Here is a 13,082-nt window from a genome sequence, read left to right on the forward strand (position 1 = left end):
GTACTTTTATGAAAATGAAATAAGTGAAAACGGATATTGAGGGAAGGGGTCATCGGCATGCGTTTACAAGGGAAAGTATGCATCATTACAGGCGCGGGCTCCGGCATCGGCCGCAGCTCGGCGCTGCGCTTCGCGAGCGAAGGAGCGACGGTTGTCGTAGCCGACATTCAGCCGGATGGAGGCCGGGAGACCGTGCAGCTGATCGCGGAACAGGGTGGAGCCGCTTCGTTCGTGCAGGTGGACGTCACCGTTCCGGAGCAAGCTCAGGCCATGGCCGACACGGTGATGCGGCAGTATGGGCGCATTGACGTTCTGTTCAACAATGCGGGGGTCAGCGGCGTGGGAAGACTGCATGAGATCGAACCCGAGGCATGGGATCGCGTCATTGCGATCAATATTCGCGGCGTCTTCCTGCCGAGCAAATATGTCATTCCGTATATGATCGAGCAGCAGAGCGGCGCGATTATCAACATGTCCTCCTGCATCGCCGAGATTGGGCTGGCGAACCGCGCATCCTACGCGGCAACGAAGGGCGCGGTATTGTCCTTGACCAAATCGATGCAGGTGGATTACGCCCCGTACAATATTCGGGTGAATGCGCTTCTGCCGGGAACGATCTACACTCCGTTCGTCGAGCAGTATCTGCGCAATTCTTATGATGATCCGGAGCAGGCGATTGCTTCCATCAAGACGCGGCAGCTGAGCGGCGAACTCGGCCTGCCCGAGGATGTGGCGGAAGCGGCGCTGTTCCTGGCTTCGGACGAAGCCAAATTCATTATGGGATCCCCGTTGTACGTGGACGGCGGCGTCGTCTTCGGCAAAAATGCGTAATCCGCGGCAGAAGCGGACCTGGAACCGCCGAAGTCTGCCTGTCTAGTGCCCATTATATCCAGTAAGGGAGGAAATTACGGTGAAATTTATCACGTTCTATGATCACGATCAGCGGCTGCGCGCGGGCGTCAAGACGGATCGGGGCATCGTCGACATCAGCGGCAAATATACGATCAGCGAGGTCATCTCGGGAGGGAGGGACGTCCTGCGGGAGGTCGAGGCGTACGCCGCCGGCGCGGACGATGTGCTCGACGAGAAGGAGCTGACCTATGGGCCGTGCGTCACCGACCCGCAAAAGATCATCTGTGTCGGGCTGAACTACCGGAAGCATGCGGAGGAGACGAATGCTCCGATTCCGGAAGTCCCGATACTGTTCAACAAATTCAACAATACACTGACCGGCCACGGCCATGATGTCGTGCTGCCGCGCGTCAGTCAAGCGGTGGACTACGAGGCCGAGCTCGTCATCGTCATCGGCAAGCCTGCCAAGGACGTAACGGAGGAGGAAGCGCTGGACTATGTGTTCGGCTACTGCAACGTGAACGACCTGTCGGCCCGCGATCTGCAGATGCGCACGCATCAATGGATGCTTGGCAAGTCCTGCGACGGCTTCAGTCCGCTCGGGCCGTATCTCGTGACGGCGGATGAGGTGGGCGACCCGAACCGGCTCGATATCCGATGCATCGTCAATGGGGAGACGCGCCAGCATTCGAATACGGCGGACATGATCTTCAACTGCAAGCAGATCATCAGCTATATATCGCGTCATATGACGCTGCTTCCGGGCGATCTCATTTTGACGGGCACGCCGGAAGGGGTCGTGTTCGGTCTGCCGGAAGCCGAGCGCGTCTACTTGAAGGACGGCGATTTGGTCACGATTGAAATCGAGAAGCTCGGCGCTTTGACGAACCGGATGGTGGCCGAACGGTAGATTCGACGGCGCTTGAAGGGGCAGATCCTTCAAGCGCTTTTTAGGAAGCGGATAATTGAGTTGATGATTCGATCCGAGAAGAAAGAAGGGACTTCGATGCGCGTATCTTTATTTGTCACTTGTCTGGCGGATACTTGCTTTCCCGACGTGGCGGAGAGCGCGGTCCGGCTGCTGCACCGTCTCGGCTGCGACGTTGATTTCCCCCGGCTCCAGACGTGCTGCGGGCAGCCGGCGTTCAACAGCGGTTATCATGACGACGCGCGGGAGGTCGCGCGGCAGTGGCTGCGGGCGTTCGAGCAGAGCGACTACATTGTGACGCCATCCGGCTCCTGTGCCGGCATGGCTTGCCATTATTACGGGGATTTGTTCCGGGAGGAGCCGGAATGGCTGGCCCGGGCGGAGCGTGCGGCGAAGCGCACCTATGAGCTGTCCCAATTTATCGTCAATGTGTTGGGACGCGCCGATATCGGGGCCGCCTACGAAGGGACGGCCACCTACCATCCGTCCTGTCACGGCATGCGGCTGCTCGGCATCGGCGACGAACCGATGACGCTGCTGCGCCATGTGAAGGGGCTGAAGCTCGTCGATCTGCCGCATCGGGAGGACTGCTGCGGCTTCGGCGGCACATTCGCCGTGAAGATGCCGGAGATGTCCGGCGCGATGGTCACGGAGAAGGCGGAGCATGTCGCATCGACGCAAGCGGATATTCTGATCGGGACGGATATGGGCTGCCTGATGAACATCGGCGGCCGGCTCAACCAGGCCGGCAAGCCGATCCGCGTCATGCATCTCGCCCAACTGCTGGAGGAAGGAGTGAAGCGGGCATGAGCACGGAGACATCCTCCGCCCAAAGCGGCATCGGCAGCGGCCTGAAGCAGCGGACGAAGGCGGTGCTTCAGGACGCGTTCCTGCGCCAAGCCGTGGCGTTCACGACGAACAAGCTCCGCACAGGCCGCTTTAGCGCTGCCGAAGAATTCGGCGACTGGGAAACGTGGCGCAGCCGCGGCCAGGCGATTCGGCAGCATACGATCGAGCATTTGGACTATTATTTGGGCCAGTTCGCCGAGCAGGCGGAACGGCGCGGCGCGCGGGTTCATTTCTGCCCGACGGGCGACGAAGCGGTGCAGGCCTTCCTGGCGATCGCGAAGGAAAAGCAGGCGAAGCTGGTGGCGAAGGGCAAATCGATGGTGTCGGAAGAGATGCATCTGAACGAGCGGCTGCGCGAACAGGGCATCGACGCGATCGAGACCGACCTGGGCGAATATATTTTGCAGTTGGCGAAGGAGACGCCGTCCCATCTGATCATCCCGGCCATCCATAAGAACAAGTCCCAGATTGCCGAACTGTTCACGAAGGAGGCCGGCAAGCCGCTTCCGCCGGAGACGAAGGAGCTGGCCGCGTTCGCCAAGCGGAAGCTGCGCCAATTTTTCCTGGAAGCGGATATCGGGCTCTCGGGCTGCAACTTCGGCATCGCCGAGTCCGGCACGGTGACGATCGTCTCGAACGAAGGCAATGGGCGCATGGTGACGACCTTGCCGAAGACGCATGTCGTCGTCATGGGAATGGAGCGGCTCGTCCCGACCTTCGACGACGTCGAGGTGATGCTGAACCTGCTGGCTCGCAGCGCGACCGGGCAGAAGCTGACGACCTATACGTCGTTCATCACCGGACCAAGGCAGCGCGGCGATCTGGACGGCCCGGAGGAGCTGCACATCATTATTCTCGACAACGGGCGTTCGGCGCAGCTTGGCGATCCGCAGTTCCAGCAGGTGCTGCACTGCATCCGCTGCGCGGCTTGCCTGAATGTATGCCCGGTCTACCGGCATGTGGGCGGCCATACGTACGGATCGGTCTACAGCGGGCCGATCGGGGCGGTGCTCACTCCGCTGCTGCAGCAGGATATGAAGGAGGCGGGGACGCTCGCCTATGCGTCTTCGCTATGCGGGGCATGCTATGAAGCCTGCCCGGTCAAAATTCCGCTCCATGACATGCTCGTGCATCTGCGCGCCCGCAAAGTAAAAGAAGGCTATACGCCGCAGGCCGAGCGGCTCGGGTTCCGGCTGTTCGGCAAAGTGTTCAGCCAGGTGAAATGGTACCGGATGGCGGGCAAAGCCGCTTATTACGGCCAGAAGCCGCTCGTGCGGGGCGGGGTGATCCGCAAAGGGCCGGGCCCGCTCGGCGGCTGGACCGCCTCGCGGACGTTCCCGGCGATACCGAAGCAGTCTTTCCGCGACCGCTGGGATGAGCTGCAGGCGGAGTTGGCGCGGGCGGACCGCGAACAAGGGAGGGATTCGTAATGGAGCGTCATGCGTTTCTCGCCGCGATTGCGTCCCGGCTCGGCCGTTCCGGACCGTTGACGGAGGCGCCGGCCCATCTGTACCGGGGCGTGCCGGGAGAATACCGGGAACGGATGGCAAGACTGAACGCCGATGAGCGCCTGAAGCTGTTCGTCAGCAACTGGACGGCGCTCACCGGCGAAGCGGTCATCGTGCCGAGGGAGGAAGCGGCGGCGGGCATCGAGGAGATGCTGGCCCGCTTCCGCCAGCGCGGCCCGCTGGAGCGCGTGCTCTATGCGGATACGGAGGAACTGCGCGGGTACGGCGTGCCGCGAGTGCTGCAGGAGCAGGGCTTGAGCGGGGTTCCTTGGGCGGATGATCAGGACAATGAAGCCGAGCTGGAGCAATTGGGCCTGTCCGGGCCCGGCGAAGCGGGAGCGCTCGCCGGCGCGAAGTGGCAGGCGCGAAGCCCGCTGCTGCGCGCCGCCGAGCGGTGCCAGCTCGGCATCGTCGCGCCCGCGGCCGCGATCGCCAACACCGGCACGCTGGCGGTATGGTCCGCCGGGCGCCAAGGCCGCTCGGTCAGCCTGCTGCCGGGCATGCTGCTCGCCATACTGCCGGCCGAGCGGATCGTCGCCCGGATGGGCGAGGCATTCGAGCGGGTGAACGGGATGGCGAACCGGGAAGGCGGCCTGCCAGCCTCGCTGAATCTGATTACGGGGCCGAGCCGCAGCGCCGATATTGAAAATGATCTCACGATCGGCGTTCACGGCCCGGGCGTGGTGGGTGTCGTCATTGTGACATCTTCCGGCACGTAGCGGCGCCGGTGCGGATTTAGATATAGTATAAGCCGGTCAGCGGCGGCAGCGGAACCGTCATGCGGAGATCGCGCGGCCATGATTCCGGGAGCGGAATGTCCGCCTCCGGCTCGAACAGCAGCCGTATTGTCTCTTCCTCGGACAATACGGCTGCTTCCGCGTCCGAGTAGCGAAGGCGGACCTGGCCGTCCCCGAGATCATCCGCTTCGATGAGGGCGGCAGGCGATCCGGTCGACTGCCACCAGTCCCGAAGCAGACGGATGAGCCGCGCCATGGACGGAACATATACGGTGCCGTCATTGTGGCGGACATGGGCCGGCCAGGCGGACAGCTCGCGGCGCATGGCCTCGTCCTGCCAAGGAACGATCACCTCCAGCCGCTCATAGGCCGGCATATCCTGCAGCAAACGCACGAGCTGCGGAGCGTCGGTCCCGCCATATTCGAGCACGATCGGCAGCCGATCGGTCTGGGAAGGCTTGGGCTTCAGCACGTAAGCATACGCCGTAAGCGCCCCGCCGCGTTCCAGCCCGTACAGCTTCGGCTTCATCTCCCGGCAGGACGCGTAGGCGGCGGCATCCTTCAGGCCGGCCAGATCCCAGACGCTCATGTCGAAGGCAGCCGTATGCCGCAGCGTCAGATCATGGAAGGCGAAGCAGTCGAAGCTGGAGATCTCGCGAAGGCGGGCATCGTTCGCCGCTTCTTCCGCCTTCGGCATGGCGGCGTCCCGCTTCGCCTCGGCCGTCAATGTATACGCTGTCAAGCGGCCGAACGAATAACAGCGGTTCCGGCGGTAAAGGGAACGGCCGCCCGAGATGAAGAGCAGCGCCGCTCCCATATCGTCGACATGGCGCATGACGCGGTGCAGCAGCTCGGTCGCGACTCCGCTGCCCCGGGCTTCCGGCTCGGTGCAGACGGAACCGAGCGAGAACACGGGCAGGCGGGCCGTGCCGATGCGCAGCTTGGCAGGCAGGAGCCCCATATGGGCGATAAGCTTATCGTCCCGGAATACGCCGTAGGAATGGGCATACACGGGCGAGAACAAGTATGGGAAGCCGTGTTCCATCGAGATTTGCCGGCTGTTGCGGAACACCTTGTCCGACAACTCCACCGCCTGCTCGTAATCGAGCGGCTGCAGCATTCGTATTTGTTCCATGGTACTCCTCCTTATCGGGTTGCGGGTTAGTGTCAATTCCGGAGGCGGGAATGGCATGACGGGATATATCCGTTTTTTGCCTCTGGCTCTTACTTTATTTCGATGAGGGAGGCAAGATACCTACTTGATGGCAAATTGGACATAAAAAAGACATAATTCCCCTCCGCCGTGCATCGCCGTGGAAGCTGCGCATGAGTGCGGCCGGGCATGACGATGGAGCATGGCGATGACAAGAGAACGGCATGCGGGCCTGCGATTAATAGGCCGCCGGACTTCGCCGGGCCGGCCCGTGCCGCGACGGCAAAAAGCGGAGCATGCGCCCGCGCCGCATGCTCCGCTCTTTTTTCCGCAAGCCCGTAAGACTGCTTAATGCTTGCCGGAAGCCGGAGGCTTCGCCTTTACCGCCTTGATCGCCCGGTCGGCGCCAATGGCCGCGCCATAAGAGATCGACTCCAAATACTTCAATTGCCGCTTCACATAGGCATCGTCCTTTTTGATGATCTGATCCCGGTAGATTTGATACGGACTGAAGGACATTCGAATCTCGCCATCCTCGATCGCCAGCGTGAGCAGGCCGGTATCCGCATTTTTCCCCTTCACGTAATCCGGAAAAAGAAAGTTGCCTATCGAATAGGCAATCGGCTTGCCATTGTGCCATTCGAAGCCTTGCAGCACATGCACATGGCTGCCGACGATGGCGTCGGCCCCGGCGTCAATCATCTCGCGGGCATAGGTGCGCTGCCAAGGCTCGGGCTTGTTATTCTTCTCGACGCCCCAATGCATATAGACGAATAAATAATCGCAATCCCGGCTTTCCCGGCGAATGACGGGCAGCACGCTCGATTTGTTGTACGCCTCCGCGATGCCCGGCCGTTCATCCCCGGCGAACCAGTACGTCTGGGGAATGAAGCGGGAGAAGGCGAGGAATTTGATGCGCTTCCCTTTGAGCGTCACTTCATGGGCGCGATAGGCCTCCTCGCGGTTTTTGCCGCCTCCCATATAGGGCAGCTCGTAATGCTCCAGATTGGCGAGCGTATCGAGAAAGCCTTTCTGCATGAAGTCGAGCGTATGATTGTTGGCGATCGAGACGAGATCGAAGCCGGCATTCTTCAAGCCTTCCAGAGAAATCGGATCGGATTTGAAATTGAAGAGCTGATTCGTATCTTTTTGGTCATGGAAGGTGACGGCGGTCTCCAGGTTGACGACGGCGAAGTCGGCTTCCTGAATCTCCTCGGCCACATGCACGAACGGATAGTCCGGACCTTTCTTCCGAATCGTCTCCTTAACCGACCAGTCCATGAGCGCGTCGCCGGCAAATACGATACGAATCGGCCCGTCTTCGGCGTCAATGGCGGTCTCGCCGGCTCCGGGGACGTTAACCGGGGGAAGCGGCCCCATCGCGCCGTTCCCGCGAGCCTTGCCCTGCGCTGGCGGGGGGCCGTACGGAGCGGCTGACGCCTGCTCTCCGCGGTCCTGACGCGGACCGTCCATCGCATGGAGGAGGATGCCAACGGAGACCATCAGGGCGGCGGCAGCAAACGCGAGCGCCGCTGTCCATTTCCGCCTGCGGCGCTGCTTCAGCCGCCGGTGGCGATCGCGGCGTGATTCCCGAAATGTGCTCAATGGGCACCTCCTATGTATAATGGTCATTTCACCGCTTTCATTATATTCGTTAACATCAGGAAATAAGTTTCAAAATATTTGAAATATAATATAAATTTTGTTACTTGACTTGAGTCTTCCCCATTTTCTTTTTGAAAACGCTATGGTAAAATAAACTTGCTTACATTTTGTAAGCTATGAAGGAGGGATGATGATATGGAATCCCATCATTTGGGGATGTGTCCCCGTTTTGAATCCGCGTTCTGTGTATTGGGAAAGCGCTGGAACGGGCTTCTCATTCAGGTCTTGCTCAGCGGGCCGAAGCGGTTCAAAGATATTTCCGCGCTCATTCCTGCGATGAGCGACAAGATGCTAAGCGAGCGAATGAAAGATTTGGAGGCAGCCGGCATTGTCGTGCGCAATGTCTATCCGGAGACGCCGGTACGCATTGAGTACGAGCTGACCGATAAGGGGCTGGCGCTGCAGCCGGTCATGGAAGCCATCCAACAATGGGCGGAGACATGGGTGAGCGAGCCGGCGGATTGTGAACAGCCGGATGAATCCGCGGATTCCGATTCGGACGATTCCTGACAGGGTTGAACCGGCGCTTGCCGCAGTGTTCGGAAGATCGGGCGCTGCCGGAGGCGCGTTATTGGCATCATGCCCAAGGCATCGTATTTCGCAATGAATGAAGCAACGACTAACGGTTTATCACGCAAAGGAGAATGATGATTGGGTATTTACACAAGGACGGGAGACGGCGGCAAGACGAGCGTCATTCGCGGGCGGGTCGATAAGGATCATGCGCGGGTGGAAGCTTACGGAACGGTCGACGAGTTGAACACCTTCATGAGCTCGGCCATCCGCCAGGCGGAGATCGACGGGGAAGCCGGGCTTGCGGCCGAATTGACGGACATCCAGCAATATCTGTTCGATTGCAGCCACGATCTGGCCGTCGTCTCTCCGGAATTCCGGCCCTACCGGCTTGCGCCGGAGGCGGTCGAACAGCTGGAACGGCGTATGGAGGAGCATCCTCCGGCGCAGCCGCTTCAAGCCGGCTATCCGGATAGCCCCCTGTCTGCCAAGCTGATGGTGTGCCGCGGCGTATGCCGGCGGGCGGAACGGCGAATCGTCACCTTGATGCGTGATGAGATCGCCTCGAAGGTCGTATTGCAATATATCAATCGGTTGTCAACGTACTTATGGTGGCTTGCGGACCGCGTGAGCGGGAAGCGGGGCAAGCGGTAGGCTTGCGGGCGAACGCCCTCGCCGGGCGGCACGGCGGGCGCGGCTCCGAAGGAGTTCTGCGCCCGCTTTTTTATGTCGAAGGGGGGCGCTGCGGGACGGCGCCCCCCTTTTTACCGTTGTCAACCTTTCCTGGAGCCCTTATAATTAAGCGGAATGACAGGGGTAAATTTAAGAGGTTGTTCAAATCGTCGTCTTTTGATCACGAAGCAGAACGGAAAGGGTACTCGACGTCGAATCTTGCGTTCACCCTTGGAGAGCGTATGCTTCCGATGTATGTTTCCTGCGGAAACATTTTAAGTGCTCATGCAGGTTTCGCCTACACTGCGCTCTTCCTTACAAGTTTTGCGAAGCAAAACTCGCTTCGGAAGCATAGACTTCAGGTTCTCGCAACCTTCTCGGTGCTAAAACCCGACGATTTGAACGCGGATTAAGATCAACAATCACATTTCACTATGAGACAGGAGACTGACATGACCATTCACATCATCACGGACGGAAGCTCAGACCTGACGCCGGAGCTGGTAAAGCAGTACGGCATCCACGTCGTTCCGCTGTACGTTCGATTCGGGCAAGACGTATTGACATCCGATATGAATACGGAGTCCTTCTATGAACGGATGCGGGAGGAGCACGACCTGCCGAATACGGCGAGTCCTTCGCCTGCCGACTTTTATCATATGTATCGATCTCTTGGAACCGACAAGGACATTCTCGTGTTATCGCTGACCTCTCAGTTGAGCAGCACCTACAATCACGCGCTGATGGCCAAGACGATGTATGAGGAAGAAGGGCATCTGAACCGGATCGAGGTGCTGGATACGAAGACGGCGTCGATGGGGCTTGGATTGCTGGCCGTGCGGGCGGCCCAATTGGCCCGGGCGGGGGAAGAGCTGCAGGACCTGATGGCGAAGATGGTTCATTTTATTAAGCATACACGGACTTATTTTACCTTGGATACGCTGGAAAATGTCATCCGCGGCGGCCGGTTGAGCCGGATTAAGGGGACGGTCGCTTCGATGCTGAATATTAAGCTGCTGATGGAGGCAAGCGAAGAAGGCTCGATTGAAGTGCTGGAAAAAATCCGCGGCACCCAGAAGACGCTGCGGCGGCTGATCGACAAGGTTGGCGACGCGTGGCATCAGGTCGACAAGAACTGGATTGCGCTCGCTCATTCCAACTGCGAGGAGCGCGCCAAAGCGTTTCTCCGCGATTTGATGGACAAGTATCCGTTCGATCAGGTGCTGTTCGTCAATATGGGGCCGGTAATCGGAACCTATGCCGGTGAGGGCGGCGTCCTCATTTCTTATCAGGAGGCGCCTGCACTGTCGTAGATTTGTCTATTTTCCGGTGATCGCAATCACTCTCCTGTCCCGTGGCCGGGCGTATGATCGGGTTACGGCGCAAGCTTGGCGGCGATGAAGCCGCACCGAAGCGCTGGACGAGGAAGGGAGAGGTGTCACATGTTTACGGAGGAGATGACGGTACGCGATGCCGTGCTGCGTTATCCGGCGGCGAGCGATTTATTTAAGCGGTTGAAAATCGATTTCTGCTGCGGGGGCAACCGGCCGATACGCGAAGCGGCCGCGGAACGGGGATATGCGGCAGAACAGGTTATCGGCGAGTTGAACCGGATTCGCGAAGCGGCTCCTGCAGCGGGAACGGGCGTCGACTGGCAGTTCATGTCTTCCCGTTCGCTGATTGAATATATCGTGAATAAGCATCACCGGTATTTGCGCGAGCAGCTGCCGGCCATCACGGCGAATGTGGCGCGGGTATATCACGTGCATGGGGGAGATCAGCCCCATCTGGCCGAGGTGCATGAGACGTTCATGCAGCTGAAGGCCGAGCTGGAGGCGCATATCGCCAAGGAAGAAGAGTCTCATTTCCCGCTTATCATCCGGTATGAGGACGACCCGGAAGGGATGGCGGCGGAAGCGCGGGCTGTCGTAGCGGAACTGGCGGACGAGCATGACGGAGCAGGGGCGCTGCTCAAGCGGCTGCGGGAGGCGACCTCGGATTTCACGCCGCCGGAAGGCGCCTGCACGACCTACCGCGTCGCCTATGCGCGGCTGGAGGAGCTGGAGTCGATGACCTTCGAGCATGTGCATTTGGAAAATAATGTGCTGTTCCTGCGGATTGCCGGTTGATTGACGGATATCGAATATTGGATACAGGACGGAGGACAGCCCCCGCGTCAATCAAAGACGCCGGGGCTGCTTCGCGTGGATCGGCCGCGCGGCCGGTTACATATGAATGCCGGTATTGGCTTTGACCAGCACCTCATCGAACTTCGCGTCCGCATCCTGACTGCGGGACGACATCATCGTACCGATCCAGGCGCCGATGAAGCCGAGCGGGATCGAGATGATGCCCGGGTTCGTGAGCGTGATGAGCGGCTCGCCGATGAAGATCGCCTTGCCGGCCGGATCCCAGATGCTCGGGGAGACGGCGACAAGCGCGATCGCCGACAGCAGTCCGGTCAGCATGCCGCTGATCGCCCCCGCCGTATTGAAGCGGCGCCAGAAGATCGTGAACAGAATGACCGGAAGGTTCGCGCTGGCCGCGACAGCGAAGGCAAGGCCGACCAGGAAGGCGACATTGAGCTTCGAGGCGAGGAGCGCCAGAGCGATCGACAGCACCGATACGCCGATGGAGGCGAAGCGGGCGGCCTTCATCTGCTCGCGTTCATTGGCCTTGCCCTTGCGCAGGATATGATTGTAGAAATCATGCGCGAAGGCCGAGGCGGCCGAGAGGACGAGGCCGGTGACAACGGCGAGAATGGTCGCGAACGCGACAGCCGAGATCAGGGCGAAGAAGAAATCGCCGCCGAGCGCCTGGGCCAGAAGCGGCGCGGCCATATTGCCGCCCTTGTCCGCCGCGAGAATCGCTTCGGTTCCGACGAAGGCGGCGGCGCCGAAGCCGAGGAAGATGGTCAGGATGTAGAACAGGCCGATAATCCAGGTGGCATGGACGACCGAGGAACGGGCTGTCGGGGCATCCTTCACCGTGAAGAAGCGGATGAGAATATGCGGCAGCCCGGCGGTTCCGAGCACCAGTCCGAGATTGAGCGAGAGCGTATCCAGCGGATTGGTATATTTATTGCCCGGATTCAAAAAGGCTTCCCCAAGCGGCGTCGCCGTCTTCATCTGCTCGAACATGCCGGTCAGACTGAAGTTGAACTTGGAGAAGACGAAGATGGAGAGCAGGAAGGTCCCGCCCATGAGCAGGATCGCCTTGATGATCTGCACCCATGAGGTGGCATGCATGCCGCCGAAGACGACATACAGCGTCATCAGGCAGCCGACGATGAGGACGGCCCATACATAATCGATGCCGAGGAGCAGCTTGATGAGCGCGCCGGCCCCGACGAGCTGGGCGATCATGTAGAAGGTGGAGATGGTCACCGTGTTCAGCGCGGCAACGCCCCGGATTTTCTTATTATTGAAGCGGGCGGCAATCATGTCGGCCAAAGTGAACTTGCCGAGATTGCGCAGAGGCTCCGCGACAAGATACAGGACGACGAGATAGGCGACGAGGAAGCCGATCGAATAGAAAAAGCCGTCGAAGCCGACGAGAGCGATCGATCCGGCGATGCCGAGGAACGAAGCCGCGGACATATAATCCCCCGCGATGGCCAGCCCGTTCTGCCAGCCCTTCAGGCCGCCGCCAGCGGTATAGAAGTCCGAAGCGCTGCGCGTCTTCTTCGCCGCGATATATGTAATGACCATGGTCAGCATCACGATGGCCAAGAACAAAACGAACGCCGTTGTGCTCATTCGCGTTCCCCACTCCATTCCTGATTGATTTCGGCCACCAGTTTATCGAATTTGGCCGCTCTGCGGGCGTAGAGGACACATAGGACCCATGTCATGATGAATTGGGCGAAGGCGAATAGCCAGGCCCAGGAGATCGCGCCAATCGCGGGCCGGTTCAAGATCGTGGTGTAGGAAGTCAGGATCGGCAGGGCGAAATAGAAGAGGAAAAAGAAGACAATCAACGGGATAATGAAGCGCTTCTTGCTCTGGATTAACGTATGAAACCGGGACGACTTGGCCATCTGGCCGTAATTCACGCGTTCATGCTTCATGGGAAGCGGTACACCTCCGAACAATGGTTCAGAATTGCATTACCATTTCAGGATAACGAGTCTATAACAGGAAAAGTAAACGCTTACACCCCTTTCGAAATAACGGTTCTTTCGTATGGCCGCGATGACTGTTTTC

At 59.6% G+C, this 13,082-nt stretch carries 13 protein-coding genes; 9 read left to right on the plus strand and 4 right to left on the minus strand.

Going from position 1 to position 13,082, the window contains the following annotated elements:
• Positions 1-57 precede the first annotated feature (57 nt).
• The 5 genes from ABD76_RS00770 to ABD76_RS00790 all read left to right on the plus strand — a co-directional run bounded on the left by ABD76_RS00770 (position 58) and on the right by ABD76_RS00790 (position 4,856).
• Positions 58-831: an SDR family NAD(P)-dependent oxidoreductase gene (locus ABD76_RS00770; RefSeq protein ID WP_197253459.1), complete on the plus strand. Its 774-nt coding sequence runs from the start codon at positions 58-60 to the stop codon at positions 829-831.
• A gap of 79 nt (positions 832-910) precedes the next feature.
• Positions 911-1,762 carry a fumarylacetoacetate hydrolase family protein gene (locus ABD76_RS00775; protein ID WP_197253461.1) on the plus strand — a complete coding sequence of 284 codons (852 nt, stop codon included), beginning with the start codon at positions 911-913 and terminating at the stop codon, positions 1,760-1,762.
• A 96-nt stretch (positions 1,763-1,858) separates the two neighbouring features.
• Positions 1,859-2,590, plus strand: a complete 732-nt coding sequence (locus tag ABD76_RS00780; RefSeq protein ID WP_197253463.1) for a (Fe-S)-binding protein — start codon at positions 1,859-1,861, stop codon at positions 2,588-2,590.
• Positions 2,587-4,059, plus strand: a complete 1,473-nt coding sequence (locus tag ABD76_RS00785) for a LutB/LldF family L-lactate oxidation iron-sulfur protein (RefSeq protein WP_242069281.1) — start codon at positions 2,587-2,589, stop codon at positions 4,057-4,059. Before ABD76_RS00780 ends, ABD76_RS00785 begins: the two co-directional genes overlap by 4 nt.
• Positions 4,059-4,856, plus strand: coding sequence for a LutC/YkgG family protein (locus tag ABD76_RS00790; RefSeq protein WP_197253465.1), 798 nt, complete (start codon positions 4,059-4,061; stop codon positions 4,854-4,856). Before ABD76_RS00785 ends, ABD76_RS00790 begins: the two co-directional genes overlap by 1 nt.
• A gap of 16 nt (positions 4,857-4,872) precedes the next feature.
• On the opposite strand, the gene ABD76_RS00795 is transcribed toward ABD76_RS00790, so the two are convergent.
• Positions 4,873-6,009, minus strand: a complete 1,137-nt coding sequence (locus tag ABD76_RS00795) for a GNAT family N-acetyltransferase (RefSeq protein ID WP_242069282.1) — start codon at positions 6,007-6,009, stop codon at positions 4,873-4,875.
• Between the two features lie 366 nt (positions 6,010-6,375).
• Positions 6,376-7,632: a CapA family protein gene (locus ABD76_RS00800; RefSeq protein WP_197253466.1), complete on the minus strand. Its 1,257-nt coding sequence runs from the start codon at positions 7,630-7,632 to the stop codon at positions 6,376-6,378.
• A 195-nt stretch (positions 7,633-7,827) separates the two neighbouring features.
• Here ABD76_RS00800 and ABD76_RS00805 point away from each other — a divergent pair, with 195 nt between their 5' ends.
• The 4 genes from ABD76_RS00805 to ric all read left to right on the plus strand — a co-directional run bounded on the left by ABD76_RS00805 (position 7,828) and on the right by ric (position 11,006).
• The gene (locus tag ABD76_RS00805) at positions 7,828-8,202 is read left to right on the plus strand and encodes a winged helix-turn-helix transcriptional regulator (protein WP_197253468.1); all 375 of its coding nucleotides are present in this window, start codon (positions 7,828-7,830) and stop codon (positions 8,200-8,202) included.
• Between the two features lie 141 nt (positions 8,203-8,343).
• Positions 8,344-8,859 (plus strand): cob(I)yrinic acid a,c-diamide adenosyltransferase, encoded by a 516-nt coding sequence (locus ABD76_RS00810; protein WP_197253471.1) that lies wholly within the window; start codon positions 8,344-8,346, stop codon positions 8,857-8,859.
• Positions 8,860-9,329: 470 nt separating this feature from the next.
• The gene (locus tag ABD76_RS00815) at positions 9,330-10,190 is read left to right on the plus strand and encodes a DegV family protein (RefSeq protein ID WP_197253473.1); all 861 of its coding nucleotides are present in this window, start codon (positions 9,330-9,332) and stop codon (positions 10,188-10,190) included.
• A gap of 129 nt (positions 10,191-10,319) precedes the next feature.
• Positions 10,320-11,006, plus strand: a complete 687-nt coding sequence (ric, locus tag ABD76_RS00820; protein ID WP_197253475.1) for an iron-sulfur cluster repair di-iron protein — start codon at positions 10,320-10,322, stop codon at positions 11,004-11,006.
• A 96-nt stretch (positions 11,007-11,102) separates the two neighbouring features.
• Here the strand turns inward: ric and ABD76_RS00825 are convergent, their stop codons facing one another.
• Both ABD76_RS00825 and ABD76_RS00830 read right to left on the minus strand, forming a co-directional pair.
• Positions 11,103-12,635, minus strand: coding sequence for a solute symporter family protein (locus tag ABD76_RS00825; RefSeq protein WP_197253477.1), 1,533 nt, complete (start codon positions 12,633-12,635; stop codon positions 11,103-11,105).
• On the minus strand, positions 12,632-12,946 hold the full coding sequence (locus ABD76_RS00830) for a DUF485 domain-containing protein (protein WP_197253479.1): 315 nt from the start codon (positions 12,944-12,946) through the stop codon (positions 12,632-12,634). The genes ABD76_RS00825 and ABD76_RS00830 overlap by 4 nt, the downstream gene beginning before the upstream one ends.
• Positions 12,947-13,082 lie beyond the last annotated feature (136 nt).

It is taken from the genome of Paenibacillus dendritiformis, from assembly GCF_015845845.1.
GTDB lineage: Bacteria > Bacillota > Bacilli > Paenibacillales > Paenibacillaceae > Paenibacillus_B > Paenibacillus_B dendritiformis_C.